We start from the raw sequence: 25096 nt of genomic DNA, 5'->3' as shown, positions 1-25096 counted from the left end.
GCGGGCCGGTTCACCCCCGGTCCGGCACCGGGCGAGGGGTCCGGTTCCGGCGGCGGGGCGGGCTGCCGGGGCGGTCCGGTGCCGGATCGGGCGACGGGGCGGGTGTCGCCGGCTGCGCACCGGGCGGATAGACCGGCAGACCGGTGCCGCCGGCCGCCAGGACGTCACCGAGGCCCGGCACGACGACGGTGCCCGGCACGACCACACCCACCCATGCCGCACCCGGCGGAGCGGCACCGGTCGAACCGGCGTCCGGCCCGACGACGGGGTCGGGCACGGCATCCGGCGGGACGGCGGCGACGGCGACGGGTCGGTCACCGGCGGCGGACGGGGCCCGCTCGGGGCGCGGTCGGTGCCGGCCGTTCGGCTCGTCCGGCAGCATCCGGCTGGCCTCCTCGACGGCGACGACCGGGGTGCCGGCGACGGCGAGCACGTCCAGGTCACGCGCCCCACCGTCACCCGCCACCGCGTCCGGGTCGGTCGCGTAGCTGGCCAGCGAGCCGGGTTCGGCCCGGTCGACCAGGGCGGCGAAGTCGCGGGCCGGGAAGACGTACACCTGCGCGTCGCCCGGGGCGGTGAACGCGTCGGCGTCGACCACGAACTGACGTACCACCGGGCCGTCGCCGGGTGGCAGGCCGAGCTGCGCGACGTGGTCGGCCATCCCCCGGGCCACGCCGTACGCCGTCTCCGGCCGCGCGAACACGGCGACCGGGGCGTACGGGTCACCGCCCCGCACCCGGAGCTGGCCGGTGTCCGGGTCCTGGTGCAGGTCGGTCGACACGGCCCCCGCCGTGGCGTGGGTCGCTTCGGCGACGAGGTGCAGCCGGACCTGGCCCGGGCGGGGCCGCACCGGCTCGGGTCCGGCCGCCCCCGCAGCCGGTTGGGCCGGACCAGCCGGGACAGTCGGTCCAGCCGGCCGGTCGTCGAGGAGCCGGTTCGAGACGTCGCTCGGATCGCCGCCGGCATCGTCCCGGTTGACCAACCGGACGAGGTCGGCCCGACCGGCGGCGATGCCGTCGCGGACCTGTTGGGCGAGGCGGTGCATCGCGCGCAGGCGGGGCCGGTCCGGCTCTCCGCCGTCCCAGAGCACGGTCATCCGCTGAAGGGTGCGCACCAGCGTCATCCAGTCGGCGAGCGGACCCGGTGCGCCGGGGATCCCGGCGAGGCCGGCGCGACCGGGGTCGCGGCTGATCCGGAACGTGTCCAGGGCGGCGGTCGCCGTGCCGAGCAGGCCGTCGAGCATCGCCTCCCGGGTGTTCAACCGGAGGCGATCCAGCTGCAGGTCGGTGCGCAGACCCACCACGGCCAGCGCGTCGTCGAGCTTGGCGAGGGCGAGGTCGACCTCCGCCTGGTCGAGGGTGGGGAGCATGCCGCGGGCCAGTGCCTCGACGGCCCCGGCGGCCCGGTCGACCGCCGCGAGGTCCGGGTTGCCGTCGCCGAGCCCGCGAACCACCTCGTGGTACGCGTCGAGCGCCGCGGCGGCGGCCCCGAAGAGCCGTCCGCTGGCGATCGGGCCGGGGCCCTCCGGCTCGCCGAACCACAGCGCCCCGAGCGTCTGGGTCAGCAGTTGCCAGCCGTACACCTGAATGATCGGCTCGTCCAGCGCGACCTCGGTGGCGGCCCGCAGCCGGGTCAGCTCGGCGCGGAACCGGGCCAGCGCCGCGACGTGGTCGGTGTCGCCCGGTCGGTGGCCGTCGACCAGCGGCGTCAGGTCGAGGTCCCGCATGGCGGCCGGGGCCAGGTCGATCAGCGGCACCAGGTCGGCGATCGCGTCGAGCGTCCCGGTGGCGCGCGCGACGAGGGCTGCTGCGTCGACGTCCCCGGTACGCCAGTGTCGCGCCCACTGGCCCACCAGCCAGCGGAACTCGCCGAGCACGCCGTTCACCTGCTCGGCACGGGCCGTGAACGGGACGGCCAGGGTCGGCGTGGCGAGCACCGGCAGCAGCCGGACCAGGACGGCGGCGAGCTGGTAGACGACGACCGCCGCGGTCGTCTCGGTCGCACCGGCGGGCAGCGCGGCGACGGCCTGTCTCGCCTCGGCGATCCGCAGCAGCAGGTCGCCCCGCAGCTCCCGGCCGTCGTACACGCCCCCGACCGCACCCTGGGACGTCGGGTCGTCGGCGAACACCGGGCCGGGAAGCACCCGGCGCAGCGACAACCCGACCTGGATCTGGCCCTGCTCGCGGACCCCGTCGACGACCCCGTCGAAGACGGTGACCTCGGCACGTACCCGCGTCGGAAGGACCCCGACGGGAAGTCGGGCGTCGAGCTGGCCCCGGAGGAAGTCGGCGGCGGCGTCGGCGACGATGCGGGCCACGGCGCTGTCCCGGGAGTCGCCAAGCAGCTCCGGAGGCACCCCCAGCACCAGCCCGAACTCCAGCGCCGTGCCGTGCGCCACCGGTTGCGGCAAGCCGGCCAGCCAGGCGGTGACCAGCGCGGCCCGCATGGCGATCATCTCGCGGGTCTGTCCGGTCAGGACCGCCCAGTCGGTGACCGGTTCGGACGGGGTGAGCCGCTGGTGGTCCTCGGCGGTCGCTGGCGGCACGGTGTCGCCGAGCGACCTCAGGTCCCACGGTCGCCGGACCAACTCCACCCGGTCGAGGACCGTCCGGACGGCGTGGGCCGCCCTGACGCGGAACGGGTACTCGAACCCGGAGCGCTCCGGCAGGTCCTGCCACGCTCGGTTCAGCTCCGTCGCCGTGATCGACGGCATCGTCGGCGCTGCGGCCGTGGGCTGCTGCCCCGGCGGGTCCGTCGTGGTCTGCGGCGCGAGCGGCGCGACACCGATCCGTGGGATGACCGGGTCCACCCCACGGTACGCCCCGTCCGTGTCCGGCTCCCCGATCACCGCCGCCAGCAGGTGCAGGTGCCGTGGCCGCAGCCCACCCCACCCCATCCCCCGCAGCTGGGCGGCCTCCTCGTCGGACAGCGCCGCCCGCTCCTCGTCGGTCAGGGCATCACCGGGAACCCTCGTCAGGTCACCGAGCAGGCTGCCCGGCACGTCCGGCCGGTGCGACGCCGTGTCGTCGCGGTACTCGTCACGCAGGCCGAGCTGGTGAGCGAACTCGTGCACCAACTCCTCCTCCTCGGCGTCACGCCGCCAGTGGAACTGATCGGTCGGCCCCTCGTCGACCACCTCCACCCGCAGCTGGGCATCCTCCGGAGAAGCCGCCCGCGCCACCGTCACATGCAGGTGATCACCATGCCCGTTCGGCAAGACGTACGCCGCCTCGTCGGCGTAGCCGTCACCGTTGAACACCCGGCGCACCCCCCGCTGAAGAGCCGCCAACACCGCATCGTCGGGATCACCGTCCAGCCACACCCGCACCGTCAGATCCGTCACCGGCTGACCGTCGTACCAGAATCGCCGCACCTCGAACCGCGCCACCACCTCGTACCGGTCGTCCGACTCGGGGTCGGGCCGGCTCACCGGATCCGACCAGTGGTGCTCACGAACCGCCACCGACGCCATCGCCCGCCGCACCGTCCACTCCACCGGCTCGTCGGCCTCACGCAACACGGCCCCGGTATCGGTGACCAGCCGAACCCAATCGGCGTCGTCGGACCCCTGCTCCGCCGGGCCCGGTGCGCCGCCCGGCTGCTCCACCTCCACCGCTGGAGCGGTGATCGCCGCACGCAGGTCGTCGGGGACGGCGCTCGTGCGGCCCGCCCGCTCCGGCCGGAACACCCGCCAGCCACCCACCTCGTCATCGTCGGTCGTGGACACCGTCCTGACCGCGCCGGTGCGCAGCGAGACCTCGATGTCCGCCCCGTGGGTCAGGACCACCGGCGTGATGAGAAGTCCCGGCTGGTCGGCCACCGTACGGCCGAGCACGTCGACCAGGGCCTGCGCCGCCAGGTACGGCCACGGATGCCCGATCAGGAGGATTCCCTCGACCGGCACCGACTGGGCGGCGACCGCCAGGACGACGTCCGCCGCCCAGCGGGGGACGTCGGCCGGCGCGTCGAGGCCGGCGAAGACCACCTGGTAGCCCGGCGGCGCCTGGACCAGCCGCGCAAGGTCGAGCACGGCCGGATCCTCGGTGCCCATGACAGCGGGAAGGGTGTGCTCCACGTCCGGCGGCATGACGTTCAGGTGAACCGTCACCGGGAGCGCCACGTCGACGCCGTCACTCTGCGGCGTGAGCACACCCTCGGGGCCGGTCGCCCATCGCGGTGCCGTCTCGGTGCCGGCGTCGTACGCCGCCGGCAGGAACTCCAGCCAGGGCCGGAGATCGTCGGGCCAGTCGACCCGTACGTCCCCCAACGCCGGATCCCAGCTCGCCGTAGCCTCCTCCGCCAGCGCGTAGACGGGCCGACCGGTGAGATCCGCGAGGCGTTGCAGGACGACGAAGTACTCGGGCCGGCTCGCCCGCTGGACGACACGGATCGCCGTCACCTCGTCGGCGATCGGCCACAGCGGACGCAGCGACCAGTCCGACTCGTCCAGCGGCAGCTCGACGGTGAGCAGCCCCACCGGGCCCTCGTTACGCCACATCGGCCAGAGCCGCTGGTCGGACGGCAACGCCAACTGGACCCCACCCGGCCGGTGCACCGCCGTGCCGGTGACCCGCAGCGCCTCGTCGAAGGCCGCCCCGGCCGCCCGCCGCAACGCGTCGGCCTCGGCCTCGGCGGCCGCGCCGTCGACGTGCTGCGCACCGAAGTACCGGACCTCCAGCACCATCAGCGGCAGCGCGCCGTTGGAGTGGTCGAGGCCGCTGAGCACGGTCATCCCGCCGTATCCCGCATGCTGGCCCACGAATGCGCCGAGGTAGTCGATGATCGAGCGGCGCTTGGTCTTGCCCTTCCTCTTGTAGACGAGGTGGCGGTTGTCGAAGAAGTCGCCGGTCAGCTTGACGCCGGTCCTCAGCTCGTAGCGCTTCTCGAGGTCCGGAAACCGTGCCGTGAACACCGAGCGGAACAAGTTCTCGATCTCGGCGAAGTTCTCCCTGAAGAACGACGCCGCCGGATCCGACAACTCCCCGAGCAGCGCCCCCATGTCGTGCCGGGACAGCGCCGCCACGTTCTCCTTGACCAGACCCGGGTGCAGCCAGCGCCCGGTCACGCCTGCCGTGTTGGCGTAGAGCACGGTGGCGAAGCCGCGCAACTCCGCGACGTCCGCGGCGCTGCCCCCTTCGGCGGCGAAATGGGCGGCCACCACCTCGCCGAATCGCAGCGCGTCCTCCAGATGGGGACGGGCGTAGGAGGGCGCCACGCTCGTCGGGCTGCGCCAGGTGTGCTGGGCCACGTAGCGCAGGAACGAGTGCGCTCCGGCGAGCGGGACGCCGACGCTGTGGTGCACCCGGGCGCCGGGCTCGCTGTCCGACGGGCGCGGCCCGATCGACACCCGCTCCCCGAGCGGCGTCAGCACCACCTGGGAGAGGTGCCCGGCGGCCTGCACCTCGGCCAGCAGTTGCCCGAACGGGACGGGCCGGGTCAGCCCCGCCAGGGCGTGCCCCAACGCGGCCATCGACGGGAACAGCGACTCGTCGCCGCGATGCGCGTCCACCTCGGCGTCGGTGTCGGGCACGACACCGACGATGACCTCCAGGATGGCGACCTTCTCCGGGGTCCGCGCCGGCACCGGTGCACCGTCGACCTCCTCGTCCGTGCTGTCGATCGGCTCCGGCACCGGCTGGCGGTAGAGCCGACCGTCGCCGCTGTCGCGGTAGTAGGTCTTGGTCTCCACCTCGATGACGATCGTCTGCGCGGGATCTGCCGCGAGCGCGCTCGTGCGGGCCAGATCGGGGAGGGATTCGCCGCCGGTGTCGTCGAACAGGTCGGCGGCGGCGCTGAGGTCGAGGGTCTCGAAGAACTCGAACTCCCCGCCGTGCCCCAGAACGGTCCGGTTCACCGGCGCGTCCACCATGGCCCGCGCCACCGAGGACGAGGCGACCGGCACGGACGCCTCCGCGTCGACCAGCGCCGCGGGATCGACCGCACCGTGCGGATCGATCAGGACGGCGCGGGCGGCGACCTCGGGACCCAACGCGTTCAGCCGCGGCAACCCGTTGCGCGCCGCGGCCTGCGGCAACACCACCGCACCCCGGTCACCACCGAGCTGAACCCACCGCACCGGGTCGGTGTCACCTTCCAGCCGGTAACCCGCGAAGGCATGCCCGGGCGTGCCACCGGGACGCTCCAACAACACGAAAGCAGCGGTGCCCGGCGCGGCGCCCTCAAGCGCCCTCTCGACCTGCGCCCACGAGTCCACCACCGCCCAGTCGGACCGGTCACCGGCGAACCCGCCGGCGAAGCGGACACCGATCGTCGAATCGTCACGCGTCCGGCCGACCCGTAGCCCCGGCCGGGTCAACCCGTCGACACCCGGGTGCAGGACGGCGGCGAACCGCCGGGCCAGGGCCAGACACGACAACGGGTCCTCGGGCGGGTTCCAGTAGTCCGCCGTCGATACGGTCGGATCCGGTCGGACTGCGGCCTGCGCGTCGCGGGTATCCTGCACGGCCGTCTCCAGCCCGGCCAGGGTCAACGGGTGACGCCCCCGTCCGGCCGGCCGGGGCGGGGGCAGGGGGGCCGGATCGCTGGCGACGTCATCGGACCCGGCATCGCTCTCGGCAGCGGCCTCCTCCCGGAACCGGGCCAGGTCGAGCACCTCCGCCCCCGGCAGCCACGCCTGGTAGTGGGCGTCTGCCAGGACGAGCAGCACGGGTGCGTCGCCGAGCCGGGCCTCGGTGCCGTCGAACCTCGGGTGGTAGACCGTCCGGGTCGACCAGCTGAGGGTCGCCGTTCCGTCGGGACCGACCGTCGGGATCCCGGTGGCCACCACCACCGGTCGGTCCAGTGCCGCCCCGAGCAGCAGGACGAGCAGGTCGCCGCGGTCGCTCGCCCAATCCGACCGCCAGTTCTCGACCGTCCAGACGAGTTGCCGGCGCACCAGGGCTTCCGTGCGGACGCCGTCGCCCAGCAGACCGTGGTCGGCGATCACCCGTTCCAACGCGGCGAGGCGGCCGGAAACGAGCAGGGTGTGGATCCGGGCGCGGAGCCCCTCGGCGACCCGCACGACCGAGGCCTGCAGACGGGTGGGCAGGGTCACATCGACGGCCTGGCGGCTGTCGCGCCACGCCTGGATGTCGTCGAGGTCCGCACGGTGCGCGTCGGGCACCAGGTCCCGCACGTCGGACAGGGCGCTGAGGACCGCGGATTCGAGCAGGCAGAGGCCGTTGCGGTCGACGTCCACGATCTCCTGTGCGGCGGGCGGAGGAAGTGCGGTGAACCGGCTGCCGGCGACCACACCGGCCGGGGCCGGTGGCGACGTCGACCCGGCCGGCGTCGACGCGCGGTCCGGCGGGACGGTGGCCGGTTCGTCGGGCCGCGCGTCGGCAGCGACGGCCGCCGGGGTGGGCCGCGCGACCGCCGCCGGGGGCCTCGGGGCGGGGCGTCCGCCGGGTGGTGCCGGGTCGGTGCCGTCGACCGCCGGGAGGTGACGCGGCTCGGCGACCGGATCCGACGCGGAGCCTCGGCCCAGGTGGCCGACGGCCAGCGCCACCAGCCGTTCGACCTCGGCGCGCGCCTCCAGCCACCGTCGGCGGGCCGCGGCTTCCGCCTCGGCGCGTTCCGCCGCGTTCGCGGCGGCGGCCTTGGCGACCGTGTCGGCGGCGGTGCCGGCGTCCCCCGGGAACTCGGCGACCAGGGCGATCCGTTCCAGCTCCTGCCAGGTCTTCAGCGCCTTCCGCGCCTGCTTCGCGGCGTGGACCGCCTGCTCCAGGTACCCGGCCACGACCACCCGGTCGACGGGGGCACTCCCGGGCGCGTTGCCCGCCAGCAGGTGGTCGAGGGCGTCGGCCTGGTCGACCAGCACCGGCTGGGCGTCGGTCAGGCTCAGCTGCACGGCGGCACGGCGGGTGCCGGTGAGGTCGGTGTGCTCGGCGACGACGACAGTCTCGGTGGTCCACCACACCTTCGCCCGCGGGCCCTCGTCGTCCACTCCCATCCGCACCAGGTCGGTGCCGTGGCCGCTGGCCTCCTGCTGGCCGGAGTTGCCGGGCACGGAGACACCGAGGGCCGGCACGTATCCGGCCGACGTGCCCAGGGTGTCCGGCAGGGCGGCGTCGGCGCGGGCCGCCAGCCGGGCGTCGCCGTGCTGGCCGGCCCCGCCGACGCCGGAGGCTTCCTCGGCGGGCACGAGCACGGTGTCCAGCCGCACCGAGGTGACCCGGGTGTGCAGGACGAGGCGGTACCCCTCGGCGAGGGTGATCTCGTAGGGGCCGGCCATCCGGTGCGGGGTGGCGGCCCACAGGTGGGTCCGCGCCAGCAGGGTCATGAGCTGGTGGTTGATGGTCGACCCGGGTGCCCCGACCAGCGGATCGGCGCCGACGATCCGCAGCGCCCGCAGCGCGGCGGTCTGGAGGGCGGCGGCCCCGTTGAAGCCGAGCGCCGCGTAGCGGGCGGGCGGCGGGACGGCGGCGTCCCGCCAGGCAAGCCAGTTGTCGGCCGGGATCGTGACCAGCCGCAGCGGCCCGTCCGCGCCGTCCTCGGTCAGCGGGGCGTCGGTCACCTCGGCCGGGTCGGGCAGCACGGTGGCCGGGCCGGGCGGCTGGTAGGTGAGGTTCAGGTGTTCGGCGGCGGTCTCGGTGCGCAGCGGCACGGTGATCTCGTGCCGGCCGATCTCCTGCCGGCGGCGGTGGGCCGTGAAGACCAGGCGTTGCGGGCCGTAGTCGACCGGCAGCCACGGGCCGGGTGTCTCGACGGCGGTGACCGCGCTGTTGAAGGTGACGTCGCTGGAGCCGCCGGCGTCGGTGCGCCCCAGCGCCCCGAGCGCGTTGAGCGCCGTCCGCTCCCCGAGGTGCGCCACCGCAACCAGCTCGTCGGTGACGGCCTCGCTCGACTGGAGTCCGCCACCGATGCCGCTGACGGTGCTCAGCCCCAGGGTGCTGGTGCCCGCCCGCAGCTCACCCACCTGCGCCGGGCCGGTGGCGGGTACGGCCCGGACGACGATCTGCACCGCCGGGCGGCTGAGCAGCCTCGGATAGCGCAGCACGAAGCTCAGGCCGCCGTCGAAGAGGTCGCCCAGGTGCACGGCGAGGGTGACCGGGTCCGTGTGGTGCAGGACGGTGCCGATGTTCATGCTGGTGTTGCGGTCCTGGCCGACCAGTTCCATCCCCTCGTCTCCGCCGAGGCGCAGCGAACGCAGCCAGCCCAGCAGTGCCTGGCCGATGGCGGGAGTGTCCACCAGCCGGCTGGTCTGGTGCATCACCTGCACCGCCGGCGGGGTGACCTGACGCGGCAGCCGCCAGCCGTCCAGGGGAGTCCCGAGGGCCTGCCGGTACTCCTCGGCCGACATGTGGCCCAGCAGCGACACGTCGCCCACCTGCCGGTACCGGGTGAAGGTCCGGTCGGGCAGCACCCACTTGGGTTCGGTGAGCACCACGGCGAGGTGCACCCGCAGCCGGCCGTGCACGCCCAGCAGGACCGTCTGGGAGCCGGAGTGCTTGACGGTGCGTTCGACCTCGGCGGTGGCGAGGACCGCCTCGCCGGTGGTCCACTCGATCTGCCGCCGGCCGAACGCCCGCAGCGCCAGGGCCGCGGGTGGCTGCGTGGGGGTGCCGGCGGCCGGCTGGGTGGGGTTCGGCGCCGGCGGCTGCCCGCCCGGCGTCGTTTCGCCCGCGACCCCGTCCGGGCGGGTGGGCTCGGCGTGCGCGGCGTGCTCGGCGGCCCGCCACGCCACGCCGCCCCCGCCGACCTCCAGCCGGGCCTGCACGCCCCGTTCCGCGGTCGAACGGCGCACCGCGAAGCCGCCGACGGCGCTCTCGTACCCGTCGCCGGTGAGCGCGCCGGACGGCGTCTGGTCGTGCCCGATCACCTCGGCGAAGACGAACACCGTGACCGGCACGTCGTCGCCGAGGACCACGCTGGGGGCGTGCACCGGCTGGGGTTGCTGGGTCGCCGGTGCCAGCAGCGCCGCCAGGTGGCCCTGGTCGACGAAGGCGTTGAGCCACTGGTGCAGGGGGGTGCCGGGGATGTCGCCGCTGAACACCGTGCCCCGGCGGCGTCCGTCGGCGCCGGAGGGCAGGTGGCCGGCGTCCATGTAGTCGGCGGTGGCGCCCCGCAACGCGTCCAGCAGCTGGTTGCGCAGCTCGGGCATGCCGTGGACGTGGTGGGTGACGGTGTGCTGGGCCAGCGCCGCGCCGAGGCGGCGCAGCTGCTGCCGCTGTGGGGTGACGAGCGGGGGCAGCAACTCGCCGAGGGCCTCGCGTAGCACGATGCCCGCGCTGGGCCCGCCGGCCGGGGTGGGCAGCGCGACCGGCTGCGGCTGCCCGGCCGCGATGGTCTGGGTGAACGGCACCGAGAAGCCGAGTTGCAGGTCGATGGTGGCGGCTCCGGCGAAGCGCAGTGGTTGCGCCTGTGCGGGTTGGTCGGCCAGCCACCGCCAGGCGTCGGCGAGGTAGCCGCGGTGCTCGACGATGACCGACGCCGACAGCTCCAACTGGACGTCGTCGACGAAGACGGCGACCGCGCCGTCGCCGATGCCGACGACACCGGCCTGGTTGCCCTGGGTCACCTCGATGACGTCCCGCCAGATGCGCTGGAGCCGCAGCCCGATCCCGGCGGCCCTGCCGATCGCGTCGCTGCCGACCGTGGCACCCAGCTGGAAGCCGGGCGCGACGCTGCGGATGGCCCGGTTCGTCGCCGCCTGACCCCGGCCCTGGGTGGTGCGCAGCTTCACCGTCGGCTCGTCGTCCTCCGAGTCGCTCGACTCGCTGTCGCTGGGTTCGGGGACGTCGGCGGTGACCGGGTCGGGGTGGGTGCCCCGCCGGCCGAGGTAGCGTGGTGCGGTGTCCGGGTGGCGACGCCGCAACCCGATCCGCACCTGCAGGGCCCGGCCGGAGAAGATGTCGCGCACCCGCAGCTCGATCAGCAGTTCGCCGTCGGCCGTGCCCAACAGTCGGGCCGAGTAGCGGCTGGGGCTGTTCTGCGCCGACAGGCGTTCCTCGTTGCCCAGCCGGTCCAGGGCCTGCCGGATCCGGGCGGTCTGCACCCGCGGGTTGTCCCAGTCGGGCAGGTACCGCCGGTACACCGCGTTGCGGTCGTCGTCGAACAGCTGCCGCAGCCGGGCGGCGACCAGGCGGGCGACCAGTTCCCCGCCGTGCAGGAACCCGCGCCCGATCCGCAGCCGGTCGCCCCGCCACAGGTAGTCGGGCAGGGTGCGCGCGTCGGCCGGGTCGTCCTCGACGGTGGCCGCCAGCAGGGCGACGAGGTCGCGGTCGGGCCGGTTCGACGGCGTGGCCTCGGCGAGCGCGGTCACGTGCCGCTGCGGCACGACCAGCAGCGTCCGCACCGACACCGGTTGCGACCCGTGCCGCAGCCCTCGGTGGGCCAGCGACCGGCTGACCGAGCGGTGCATGCTCCACTGCAGCGTGCCGGTGTACTCGGCCAGGTAGAGCCCCAGGACGTGGTCGCCCGTCTCCGCCCCGGCGGCGGTCTCGAACTGCGGCGCGAGGACCTGCGCGCGCCGGTCGACGACCGAGATGCTCGGCCCGGCCGAGAGCCGGAACAGGCCGAACGCCCGGCCGATCAGCACGGCGAGGAATCCGCCCCGGTCCGACGCGGACTGCATCGACTGCCCCTCGGTGACCGAGGCCACCGAGCGCAGCACCGCCGACTCGGGCAACTCACCGATCGGGGTCAACCGGGTCAGCCGCAGCGCGGGCCGGACCCCCTGGGCGTAGCCGGGTCGCCGCAGCCACGACGAGCTGGTCGCGGTCAGACCGGTCGCGCCGGGCTGCACCGCGTTGAGGGCCCGCTGGCCGCCCCAGAGCCGCCACACCCTGATGTTGCTGCCGCGATGGACCACCTCGGGGATGCCGGCGAGCACAGCGGTGGTCAGGGCGCCGTCGTCGACGACGTGCGCCGGGTAGGCGGCGTCCCGGAGGAAGATCGCCCCGGCGGGACTCACCGCGAGCTGGTTGCCGTCGCTGATCGGCCGCATCGTGGCCAGCACCTCGGGGGTACGGAACCAGAAGTGGTCGCCGGCCTCGGGCACCCACGTCGCCGGGATGTCGTCCCAGGTCGGCGGCACGGGCCGCTCGGTGATCTCCACCTGGACGAACACGGCGCTGCGGGTGAGGAACGAGTCGGGCACCCCGATCAGCATCCCGTTGTCCCCGGTGGTGAGGGACTGCCCGATCGTGCGGACCGCCCGGCTGCTCATCACGCCGCCGACGACGGTCACCCCGACGGCGTCGGTGGGGATCGGCACCACGACCCGGGCGGTGGTGGCCTGCGGCTGCGCCCACGCCGACGCCGACACGGCGGTGGTCCGGCGGTCCTCGATGCTGGCCAGTCCGGGGGCGAGCCGCACGTCGTCGGTGTCGCTCGGGCGGGGCACGAGCCGCACCCAGGCGAACCGCCTGTTCCGGCCCACCCGGACCGGGTGGCCGGAGCCGTGGTGCAGGAACGCGGCGGGGTCGGTGGAAAGCTCGTGCAGCAGGGTGCGGGCGGTGGGCATGGTCACGCCCACCGCGCGCAACCGCCGGGCCACCTGGGTGCCGAGCACGGTGTGCCAGGCCGGGTGGTCGGTGTGCGGCGTCCCGATCAGCAGCGGCTGCGCGGTGATCGCGGTGCGGACCGCGGTGACCTGCTCCGAGGTGGGTTCCCGGCCCGGCACCCGGCGGGCCTCGCCGGTCGGGTCGAGCAGCAGCACCTGGGCCTTGCCGGTGGACAGCGCCTGGGTCAGGTCGGCGTCGCTGAGTTCGGCGGCGTCGACTCCGACGACCGTGAGCTGGGCCGGCACCGTCGCCAGCCCCGGCTCGACGACGAACATGAGCAGCCGCGCGGGTTCCTCGGCACGGGGCAGGTACGCCAGCGCCAGCGAGCCCGGCGACGCGCGGAGGGCGTCGATGGTGGCCGCGACGTCGTGCAGCGGTTCGAACTGCCCGCCCAGGGCGGCGGCCAGGGTGCCGGGGATCGTCTCCGGGGTGACCGTCAACTGCGCGCCGAGCGCGCGGGGGGCCCGCCCGAAGTAGCCGTCGACCAGCCGCACCATGGCCTGGAACAGGTCGGTGGCGTCGGCCACGGCCAGCGCCGGGTCGGCGACGGCCCGGATGAGCCCGGCCGGCGACGGGGCCAGGAAGTCGGCCAGGTCCATCGCGTCGCCGCGGGCGTCCACCGCCAGCACGGTGGTGCCGGCGCGGGTCAGCGCCGTGGCGGTGACCGGGTCGTCGGCGGCGGAGCCGGTGAACACCCCCGGCCGGCCGGGGTCGACCACCCGGGGCACCACGGCACCGCCCCGGTCGTCGGCGACCAGCCAGAACACCCGGGCGGGCGCGCCCAGCGGCCGGTCGTGGACCAGGACCATCGCGCCGGGTCGGCGGGTCAGCGCCTGGAGCAGCGAGCCCGGGTGGCCGGCGTCGAGTTCCACCGGCCGCCCGCCCAGTGCCCGGTGGAACCCGTCCAGGCTCAGCCCGGTCACCGCAGTGCCGGTCACCGGGCGGGCACCGATCCGCCCGTGCAGGACGAGGTACGCGCCGACCGCCCGGACCCGGGAGCTGGCCTCGCCGGCGGTGGCCTCGTCGGCCTGCACCACGTCGACCCAGTCGGCGAGCCGGGGCAGGGACGGCCGGCCCCGACGTACCTGCCCGCCTGCGGCCAGGCGGGCCGCCGGCAGCCGGCGCAGCGCCTCCCCGACGGCGGCCACCGCCGCCGGCGACGGCCCGGCCGGGACGGGGTTCGTCACCGCCGAGGAGTCGGCGGCGTCCGTGGCGTCCGGCGGGGTCGCCTGGTCCTCGGTCGCCGCCGAGCCCGAGCCCGGGTCCGGGTCCCGGCCCGGAGGCGGGTCCTCCCCCAGGTCCGAGCCTCGGTCCGGGGACGGCTCCCAGTACGAGTACGGGTACGGGTCCCGGGCCAGATCCGGGTCCTGATCCGGGTCCTGATCCTGATCCGGGTCCTGATCCTGATCCGGGTCCGGGCTCTGGTCCGGGGCGGACACGACCCGGCCGCCGAGGACGCGTCGTCCGGTGGCGACGCTGACGCCCACTGTCCGTCCCCCGAACAGCAGCATCGACAACGGGCCGGGCAGCTCGTCCGGGTCGAGCGCGGTCAGCCGGGCGCCTGGCTCGGCATCCGGGCGCACCAGCGTCAAGGCGCCGTCGGGGGCGCGGTGGACGAGGGCCACGGCGTCGTCGCGCCAGGCCGGGGCGACCGAGTTGGCCGGCAGCCGGCCCAGGGCCGCGGCCGTCACCCGGGTGACCGTCGCGGCGAGCCGCCGGGCCAGCACCGTCGGGTCCTGCCCGGCCGGGCCGGGCAGACCGAGCCGGGTGAGCACGTGCCCCACCGACTGCCCGCCGGGGTGCCCGTGGACGGCGGCGCGCAGCCGGTCCATCCCGAACAGGGCCGAGGCGAGCCGGTCGGCCCGCTCCGCCGGTTTGCCGATCGGCAGACCCGGCAGGCGGCGCAGCAGGCTGACGCCGTCGAGCCAGATCCGCGAGCCCAGCTCCCGAGTCCGTTCGTTGACCGCGCGGGCCAGCACTTCCAGGTCGGCGGCGACCGCCGCGACCGCGCGGTTGACCAGTCGGAACGCTATGAAGTCCGTCATCACGTCGGCGGCACCGGTGCTCGGCAGGGGACGGTAGGCCCGCCATTGCAGGTCGTCGGTCCGCACCAACACGACGGCCATGTGCGCGGCGAGCGCACGGGCGAAGGCCTCCGCTGCCCGGCTGTGGTCGAGCAGCACGACGACGGGGGGGCCGGCGGCGGTCTCCGGCAGGATCGCCCGGTACGCGCCGGCGGGCAGCGCGCCGCGCCCGTCGGGTCGCCCCGTGGTCACCCCGCCGCCGGTCACCACGCCGGGCTCGATGACGAGCCCCCGCTCGCCGAGCAGCGGGGCCAGCCCCAGGGACCACACCTCGTGGGGCAGGACCCGCAGCAGCGGCCCGTCCTGGTAGGGGATCGCCATCAACTCCGGCTGCAGCGACCCGTTGAACGCCTGCCCGGTGTCGTCAGCCGGTGGGGTGACCTCCCACGCGAGCACCCGCCTGGCGGTGATCCGGCCGGCGGCTGCCGAGGTGATCTCGACGGCCGACACGTGAGCGCCGAGCCACCAGGCCGGTCCGACCGGAGCACCGACCGGAGCCAGCCAGTCGGAAACCAAGGTGCGGTCGACCGGAGCGATCCCGTGCCGGCGCAGCGGATTGTCGGTGACCGGCTGCCCGACGCCGACGAGGCGGGCCAGTTCGAGCAGCGCCTCCCGCTCCGCAGGGGTCAGGTCCCTGGCGAACTCGGTCGGCAGGACCGCGCCGACCGGTCCTTCGTCGCTCACCAGGAGGTCGTGTCCGGCCTCGGCCAGCGCCTCTCCGTCGACGAGCCAGCCGCGCAGGACGGGCTCCCCGTCGGGGCCGGCTGTCGTGACCCGCTGCACCGAACCGGCCGGCAGGACGTACAGGTGGTCGTCGGCGGTGATCTCGTCGACGGCGACGAAGGCGACGTCGGTGACCCTGGACCCAGGGGTGCCGCCGTCCTCCCAGGCGGCCACCGTCTCGACCAGGAACCGCACGGCGGCCTGCGGCAACGGCAGCATCGGCGGCGCCGGCTCGTACACCTGCATGAGCTCCGGGTCCGTGACGGCCACACCGGCGACGACGAACGACAGGTCCGCGCCGGTCAGCACGCCGATCCGTTGGTCATCGTCGGACCGCGTGTACGCCGTCCAGGTCCCGGGGTCGCCGGACTCGGTGCGGGCCACCACCGCGTACACCGAGTCGAAGATCACCGGGATCTCCTCGATCGAGTCGACCTCGCCGGGCACCACGACGATCCGGGTCCCCCCGGGCAGCCGCCCCGTCAGGACCGCCACCGCTTCGGCCTGGTCGGCTCCCGCCTGGACGCTGTCGACGACGTCGTCCAGTTCGGACACCGGTGCCACGGCCACCCGGAACGCCGCACGCAGGGCGGCCGGCAGGCCGGAGCGGCCGGGTGACCAGAGCACCGCGCCGTCGCCGTAGCGGTCGACGGTGGGCACGGCGGACGCCGGCATGCCCACGGCGAGCACGGACCGCCCGTCGCCGGCCGGGAACTCCACGGCGGCCATCTCGGTGCCTAACCACACCAGCGCGCGGGCGTCGTCGTCCCCATCCGGGTCCACGTCCACCGTCCAGCCGAGGCTGCGCCACGACGGGTGCTCGCGGACCGTCCGGGCCAGCTCCTCGACGTGGTCGGGCGCGATCGGCAAACCACCCAGATCCCGGTGGTACGAGGCGGGGTGCCCCACGTCCGTCGCCCGCGCCGCACGGCCCAGGTCCGGCGTCCAGTGGACGATCGGGCCGGTCGCGATCCGGTCCCGGATGAAATCCGTCACCGGGGCGACGGTGGCCGAGTCCGTCACGACCAGGTGGAGCCGCTCGCCCGACCACCGGCGGAGCACCCGGACCTGGTCGACGGGCACCCGCACCGTCAGGCCGTCGTGGTGCCCGTCCTGGTCGCCGAGGAGCAGCAGCCCGTCGTGGCCGGCGTCTGCCAGGGACGGCTCCCGCCCGTCCAGGTGGAGGTGGATCTGGCCGTCGACCACCTCCTGCCCGTACGGCTGGCCGAGCATCTCGAAGACCGCGCGGACCAGCTCGGTCTGGGCCGCTGTCCGGCGGTGGGCCGTGGCCGCGCCGAGCACCACGGCGTCGAACTCCCGCCGGAGCTGGCGCAGCAGGCTGGCGCTGTCCGGGCCGGTCAGCTCCACCGCCCACCCGGGGAGCTGGTAGACGGCGGTCCAACCGGCCAGGTCGGCGTCAGGCGCGAGCACGCCGACGCCCTGCTCCAGCAGCCGCTGGACGAACGGGCTGCCCACCGGCGGCGACCGGTCGAGCAGGACGACCCGCGGATGCGCCCGCAGCGCGTCGTTCCCGAGCACCTCGTCGACGGTCACCTCCCAGCCGTCGCCGGTCAGCCGGTCGCCGTCGAGCTGCCCGACGGCGACGACCAACCCCCGACCGTCCAGGTCGTCGAGGCGGGGGATGGTCACCGCCGCCCGGGGCTGTGGGGGGCGGGGGACGAAGTAGACCACCGGGTAGTCGACGATCCCCCGGGCGGTGTCGTCGACCAGCAACATCGCGTCGGCCGGTGTGTCGACGGCGTGGGTCCAGATTACCCCCTCTTCGGTGGACCGGCCGGCGAGGACCTCCTGCGCCCGCGTCAGCGCGGCGGCCGGCACCGGCGCGAAGCGGTGACTGGCCCCCGGCCAGGGGCCCGGGTGCTCGTCGACGAGCAGCGCCACCTGGTCCTGGTGCGCCAGGGCCAGCAGGAACGGGTCCCACGGATAGGTGCGGTCCGGATCGAGGACCGCCAGCCAGGACCGGATGCTCGACCATGGCTCGCCCACCACCCGCCAGGTGTCGGGGTTGTCGGCGGCGTACCTGCCGTCGAGGAGGAACTGCCGCACCCGTATCCCGCCCCGGTCGACCTGGAAGGACTGCACCAGCTCCGGACGGGGGTCGGTGATCTCGATGACCACGCGGTGCCTCGGCAGCACGTGCGGGTCGATCAGCAGGACCCCGGCCTCCCGCAACCCCGCGTGAAGCTCCTCGGCGTCGATCGTCGCCTCCCGGTTGACCAGGAGTCGCACGGGTTCGGTCGGCGCGGCCAGCAGCCCGCTGTCGAAGATCTCGGTGAGCCAGTCGCCGTTGTCATAGACCTGCAGGTCGGGGTTGGCGAGCAGCGCCTCGGCCAGTTGGCGGCTCTCGGCGGGGCCGGCGGCGTGCATGGTCGCCCGGGCGAACGCCTCCTCGAGGGTGCCGACGAACAGGTCCACCTCGGCGCCGGTGACCGCGCTGGCGCCGAGCACGGTCCACTGGACGTCGACGGGCAGGAGCGCCGGCAGGACGACGATGGCGGAGGGCCGCACCGCCTGGACGAAGCCGGACCCGACCGCCGTGGCGCGGTCGAGGTCGGGGAGGAACAGCACCCGGGTGCCGCCGTCGACGACGGGCAGGCGGGCCAGGTAGTCGGCTGCGGTGTAGCGGACGCCGCCCGGCGTGACCAGGACGTCCGACGCATCGGCGTCCAGCACGCCGGGTTGCAGGACGATGCGGTCCGCGCCCCGCCAGCCGTACCGCTGCACGTAGGACCCGATGTCCCGGGACAGCAGCCGCCACGGGTACGCCATGATCAGCTCGCGGACCTGGTCGTGCAACCAGTAGTCGGCCGGCGGCGTGTCCGGAGGCATCCTGGTCAGCGCGGCCAACGCGGTGGCGTACGCGGGGCTCTCCCCGAAGGTCTCCCACAGGGTGTCGCGGATCGTGCCGACCACGCGCGAGCGCAGCAGCTCGCGTTCGGCCTCGTCGAGCGGTCCGGCGTCGTCCTGGTCGTCCCGCTCGGCCTGGATCCTGGCCGTCTCGGTCCGCTCCGTGTCGTCGATCCGGAACAGCCACGCCCGCCGGATCATCTCGGGCGGGTCCACGATCGGCTGGGCCACCGGCCCGTCGGTGAAGTCGTTGCGCCACGACGACAGCACGGTGACCAGGCCCGGGTCGACGTCGAGCGTCGAACCCGCCGGCAGCTCGACCAGCGCCTCCACCTCCAGCGCCGGCTGGTCCTCGACGGCGGGCAACGACACCCGGACCAGCCGGGCCGCGTCGTTCGGGGCAGCCACGGTCAGTTCCACCGAGCCCACCCCGGTGGCGTCGGAGGCCACCAGCGGCCATCCGCCGTGCAGCAGCCAGCCCCGGTGCCCGCCGAGGCCGTCGACCAGACCGGTGTCGGCGACGATCACCCGCCGCGCCGGGCCGGGCGGGGGGAACTCCGCGCCGAGCCGCTCGACCTGCCGCTGCGCCGCCGCCCGGAACTCCTCCTCCTGCCGCACCCGCTCCTCGTGCCGCCGGTCCTGCTGGAAGCGCGCGTACGTCGGGGGCTGGTCGTCGGGGGCTGGCCCGACCACCGGTTCCGGGGCCACCGACGGGGTGAAGTGGGGCAGCCCGTCGCGCCACGCCGCGTCACCGAGCAGCGTCCCCACGGTGTAGCCGGGCGGCGCGACGTACGCCTGCCGGACCCGGTCGGCGAGGCTGGCCAGGTGAGCCTGCGCAAGCTGCCCGGGAGGCGGCGCGGGGAGCCGGAACCGCAGCCGGGGAGTGCGTACCGGCTCGGTGGGCACCTGGTGCTGGCGCATGGTCACCACGCTCAGGTGGGTCGGCGCTGCCCACCCCCCGTCCAGCCGGCGTCGCAGCTCCCGCTCGACGGAGCGACCGAACGCCACCGCCTGGGCGTCGTCGTCACTGACCACGGTGAGCACCATCGGCGCACGGGGGTCGACGGCCACGGCCGGGGTCCACCGGATGCCGGAGGGACCGCCCGCGAACACGGCGTCCAGCACCGCCCCGGGTGGCACGCGCTCGCCGAACAGCAGGGCGTACTGCCCGTCGGCGAGCACGACGAGCAGGTGTTCGCCGGGCAGGTCGACCGCGTCGACCTGTCGGATGAGCGTGGTCACCGGCACGGGCTGGTCGTCGTCTTCCCCCGGCCACAGCACGCCCCGCTGCTTCGGGGTGCGCAGCACCCCCTGCCACCCGGGCCCCTTCTCGTTGTCGCCCGTCTCGACGGACCGGCCGCCGTCGTCCGGACCGGCCAGGGCGGTGGGAACCCACGCGTCGTAGTGGTCGCGTCCGTTGTAGAGCAGCTGCACCGGCTCCCCCGCGCCGTCCGGCCACAGCACCGTGGCCGACGGCGGGTCGAGCCGCCCCTGCCACACCGGCCGGCCGAGCGCCGCGCCGATCACCAGGGGCAGCACGTCGCCGGCCCGGCCACCGGCCGCCCCACCGTCCTCGACGGGCAGCGGTCGCCGCCAGTCCCAGGTGTCGACCACGTCGAGCAGGGTGGCCTGCACGTCGTGCCCCGCCGGGAAGAGCCAGGTCGTGGCCACGTGGTCGAACAACTCGGTCATCGTCGGTGAGGGGTCGGCCACCCGCCGCCGGACCTCCTCGCGCAACGCCGCGTCGATGTCGCTCAGATCGACGTCGTGGCGGCGCGAGCGGCGTACCCGCAGCAGCCGGTCCACCGCGTCCGCCGGCATGCCCGCGATGCCGGCCATCGCCTCGGGCACCGCGACGGCGACCGCGCTGAGCAGGCAGAGTCCGTCCCCGACGATGGGGACCCGGTCCCACCGGGTCGGCGGCAGCGGCGCGTTGGTCAGCCGTACGCCGGCCGGGTCGGCGGCGTCGGCCCGGCTGGCGTACCCGGCGAAGGGCACCGCGACCGTCGCGTCCGGCTGGTCCGGGTCGACGATCTCGTCGTTGACCACGTCCCACGCCCCGGTGCCGTCGGGCACGAACAGCGCCCACGGCCGGCCGTCGACCGACAGCGGCAGGTGTCCCGCCGGCCCGGCCTCCACGACCAGGTCACCTTCGGGGGCGAACACGTCGGTGTCGCGCAGGTCGGCCAGGCGCTGCACCGACCGTGCGCCGATCCGACCGGCCGCGCAGGAGAGCAGCGCCAGCCGCTGGCCGTCGCGCTCGGGCGAATCCAGCAGGGTGTGCAGGTCGTCGACGGTCAGCTTCGCCTCGCTCGTGCTGCCGTCCGGGTGGCGCAGCGGCACCCGGAACCGCTCGCCGGCCCCGTGCACCAGCACCGTCACGGCGTCGGTCACATCGGGCAGCCGCGGGTCCCCGGCCAGCCGGTTCCACTCCCGGTGCGACAGCAGGGCGATGCTCCCCGGTCGGCCGGGGACGTCGTGCGTCACCACCTGACCGTCGCCGATCCACCACGTCCCGTCCGGCTTGCGCCGCAGCCGGCCCGGGGTGGGCCGGCCGGACCGGCCGGCCGGGGCGGAGGCGCGCAGCCGACGCCGGTCCCGGCCGGTACGGTCGGCCCGCGCGGTGTCCCGGCGGGGGCTGCGGCTGGTGAACTCGGCCCCCGGCTCGGTCCAGAGCACCGCCCGGCGGCGCTGCTGGGCCGTCGTCGGGCGTCGCAGGCCGCCGGGGCTCTTGGACCGGCCGGCGCCCCGGCTGGTCTGTTCGATCCGCACCATCCCCGGAGGAATGCCCTCGGCCTTCAGTTGCGCCGCCACCTTTGTGGCGACCAGCTCCGCCAGCGAGGCGGCCCGCTTCCGGCCGGTCCGGCCGGCCCACAGCCGCAGCCGCCCCGTGCCGTTGCCGCCGCCCTCGATCCGGATCCGCACCACCCGGGGCCGGTCGGACTCCCACGCGCGGCGGACCTGCGCGACCGCCTGGTCGACGAACAGGTCCAGCTCGGCCCGCCGGCCGTTGCCGACCGCCCGCTCGCCCGGGGCGAAGTCCACCGTGACCGGGTCCGGCGGGCCGGCGTCCTCGTCGGGGGTGTGCCGGACCGGGACGACGGCCCGGTCGAACCGGCCGCCGACCGCCGTCGCGACGTTGCCCAACCAGCCCTGGACCTCGTCCGGGGTCGCCGCCGGACGGGCCGCGCCCATGAACTGCGCCGACCGGTCGGTGACCTGCCAGCGCCGCGCCGACTCGTTCCAGGTCAGTTCGCCGCCGACCCGCGCGTGCCGCTCGATGGCCCGGCCCCGCGCGTCGAAGCCGACCGCGAGGCCGGCGTGGCCCTGGCCGCCGAGCTGTTCGCGCAGCCGCTCGGCGGTCAGCTCCGGATCGTGCTGCCGCATGCCCGCCAGCAGGGCCCGGAAGTCCCGTTGCCGCATCGCCGCGGCGGCGTCGGCGGCGCCGAGGTAGACCTCGCCGTCCTCGGCCACCACGTAGAGCCAGGTGCGGGCCCGCGCCGGGTCGAGCAGGTGGGCCGGGAAGTCCGCCAGCCGGTACCAGAGCGGATTCAGCCGTACGTCACCGGCATCGTCGCGTTCGCCGGGCGTGATGCGGGCCGACCGCACCGCGGGCCCGAAGACGCCGTCGAGATCCGCGTCGGGAAGTACGGGGAGGTCGGGGACGTCCGTGACCGCCGGGTTGACCGACGAGGCGTCGTAGTGGCTGCCGTTGTGGTAGACGGTCACCGGGGCCTCGTCCAGTGGCCCGTACACCACGCGCTCACGGCCGTCGCTGCGGCCGCGCACGCTCAGCGGCAGGTCGAGGGCGTGCGCCAGCAGCGGCAGCATGGCCGTGCCGACCGGATCCACCCAGGAGTTCGACCAGTCGGCCACCGCTTCCTGCAACACGCCGAACTCGTCGTCGGTCAACGGCCCGGAATGGCCGGCATACCTGTCGAGGTACGTGGCGAACAGTTCGTCGTCGGCCACCTCGGTCAGGGCCGGGTCGTGCCGGCGAAGCTCGGCGAGCCGGGCCGCCCGGGAGACCGGGTCCGGGTTCTCCCGCTCCCGGTCGGCCAGCGCGAAGCGGACCGCCGGGATCAGGGCCGGCAGGGTGTCCCGGTGGGTGGTCAGATACTGGGCGACGAGCGTGGCCAGGGCGGCGGCCACGAGGTCCGGCGGGGAGCCCTCGGGCACCGGCGTGAGGTCGGTGGAGTACGCCTCGGCGTGCCGGCTCATCGCCGCCCGAACGTCGTCGGTGTCGGCCAGCCAGCTCCGCAGCTCAGGCGACAGCAGCCCGGCCCGGGCCAGCCGGTGCGCCACCAGCCCCGGGGACGAGGTGAGGACGGCGTAGAGCAGGCAGCGCCCGTCCGCCGGCACCCGCACCAGGTCGGCCGGCAGGTCCGATGAGGAGGCGGCGACCTGCTCGACCGGCGCGGCGACCACCGGGTCGACCGGCGCGGCGTTCGTGCGCTCCGCCACCGGCGGCACCGCCGCCTCGCGCGGGTCCGGCCGGGCCGGGTTTGGCGAAGCCGGACCGAGTGGAGGCGGGTCCAGCGGGGCCGGGTTCGCCACGGCGGGTGCCGGGGGCGCCGCCTCCGGGCGGGACCTGCCGTACCGGGCGCTGGTGGCCGGGTCCACCAGCGCCCGTACGGTCGCCGTGTCCTCCGGTGTCGCCGGCACGGGGGTGCCCTGCCCGTCCAGCACGATGACCTGGGCACCCACCGGCAGCTCCGGCGGCTTGCCGACCGGCCGGACCCGCCGCTCCGGCGGCGCCTGGGTCTCCACCCAGAACAGCTCGCCGCCGTCGTTGACCAGGGCGAAGGCGTGGCGGGGGGCGTTCGGCGGCTCCACCAGCACCGCCGCCACCGCGTTCGGTCCGGCCTCGCCGACCCGGCCGACGACCTGCGCCCAGTCGGCGACCGGCTGCCAGTCGACGCCGAGCCGCGCGGCGAGCTCCCGCTCCGGGCGCGCCGGGTCGAGCGTGGCGTCGTCCCGGGTCACCCGGGCCGCCCGGGGCGCCGCCGAGAACTCGTCGACCACGGCCGCCAGCCGGACCACGCAGTCCGCGGCCGTGCCGTCGTAGGGCGGCAGCACCCCGGTCAGGCGTTGTTCCAGGGCCGCCTGGCGGCCGACGACGGGGCCGCCGGTCGCGGTCACCTCGCCCACCGACACCGGCTGCGGCCCGGGTGCCGACGACGCACCGGACGCCGGGGCGGTCACCGGCTGCGGCCCGGGTGCCGACCCGCCGACCGGCTGCGGCCCGCCCGCCCAGGAGCCGGAAGCGGATCGGCCCGGCGCGGTGGGCTCGGCCCCGGACGTCCGCCCACCACCCGCCGGCCCGCCGGCTCCGGCCTCCGCCGCGCCGGCCGGGACCGGCCCGGGCCCGCCGGCTCGGGTGCCGGAGAGCGCGCCGCCGGCCGCGCCCGGCTGACCGGCGGCCGGGCCGGACGAGGCGGGCAGGCCGGGTGGGGACGCGGGCGGGCCCGCCGACGCAGCCATCCCGGGCGCGGTGGACAGGCCGGGCGGGGTCGACAGGCCGGCGGTGCCACCGGCGGCGAGGGCCGTCGGGTCCACCGGCTCCGGGCCGGTCTGCTCCCCGGGCGGCGTCGGCCCCCCGGCCCGCCCGGCCGCGTCGGCGTCGACCTCGACGGGGCCGCTTCCGGTGCCCGTCCGGGCCGCCGGCCCGGCCCCACCGCTCCCGCCGGCACCGGTGCCCGCCCCGCCCCGGCCGGCACCGCCCGGCGTCGTGCCGCCGGCGCCGTTGCCGCCCGCCCCGGTCAGGGCGGCGCCCACGCCGGGCACGGCGGCCACCGCGTCGCCGTACGACGGCGGGCCGTCGTAGGCCGGCAGGCGGACCGGGTCGTACGCCGGCGGCGGCTCCTCGACCGCACCGGGGGGCGTCGACGGCTTCTTCTCCGGAAGAGTCGGCGGCTTCTCCTCGGGGAACGCCGACGACTTCGCCGTCCGGTCCCGGTCGCCTCCGGTCGTCTTGCGCAGCTCGTGCCCGATGGCCGAGCCGGCGACGCTCGCCAGCCCCGACATCGCGCCCGCGACGACGGCCGCCCCGTCGGCGTCCCACTCGCCGGTCGTGATGCCGTTGTAGAGGAACTCGGTCAGCCACTCGCTGACGCCCTCGTTGAGGACCTCCTGGGCCGCCTCGCCGGGCCGGAACCCGTGCGGGTCCGGGGTGTTCGACGATGCCGACAGCCCGACCCGCCGGCCCACGTTCGTCGACCGGGCCAGCCGCTCCAGGCCCTGCATGAGCCCGCCCAGGCCGAGGCCGACCGCGCCGCCCAGCGAGCCGACCTCGGCGGCGGCGCGGGTCAGCTCGTCGTTCCAGCCGTCCCGGGTGTGGTTGCGGATCTGGTAGAGCTGCACCAGCCGGTCCATCACCGTCTGCAGACCGATCCCTACGGCCTGCGCCATGGCCACCTGGAACAGGACCCGGGTGGTGACGTTCTGGAAGATGATCCGCATGATCACCCGGCCGACCGCCAGCCGGGCCAGGGCGGCGGCCGGGTTGATCCAGGCGATCGCCAGGGCCGCCAGCAGCTCCAGCATCAGCGCGAGCAGCGAGGCGATGATCATCAGCTTGGCGTACTGCACCTCGGTCGCGGTGCCCCGGTAGCTGTCGCCCATCCGGTTGGTGTACTTCGACACCAGGCCGAGGTAGCCCGGGCTGTGCAGGACGTAGCGCTCCATCGTGTCGACGAAGGAGTCCTCGGCCTGCCCGTTGACCCCGGCCCGGTACGCCCGCACCCCGTCGCCGAACGTCTCGCTCGACGCGGCCACCTGCTCGGCGGCCCGGCGCAGCTCCTCGGCGGTGGCGAAGAGGTTGGTCTCGTCGGCCCTCGGGAACTTCTCCCCGATCAGGAAGCGCAGGAAGTTGGCCAGCTCGGCCGAAACCTCGATCGCCACCGGAGACCACCC

At 75.6% G+C, this 25096-nt stretch carries 1 protein-coding gene; it reads right to left on the bottom strand.

Annotated elements, in window-relative coordinates; genetic code table 11:
- Nucleotides 1-10 precede the first annotated feature (10 nt).
- Nucleotides 11-25084 (bottom strand): toxin glutamine deamidase domain-containing protein, encoded by a 25074-nt coding sequence (locus LPU61_RS07170; RefSeq protein WP_229404483.1) that lies wholly within the window; start codon nt 25082-25084, stop codon nt 11-13.
- Nucleotides 25085-25096: the final 12 nt, after the last annotated feature.

This window comes from Micromonospora sp. NBRC 110038 (assembly GCF_020884815.1).
Lineage (GTDB): Bacteria > Actinomycetota > Actinomycetes > Mycobacteriales > Micromonosporaceae > Micromonospora > Micromonospora haikouensis.
Note: the sequence above shows the minus strand (reverse complement) of the source record. Positions and strands in the feature narration are given on the sequence as shown.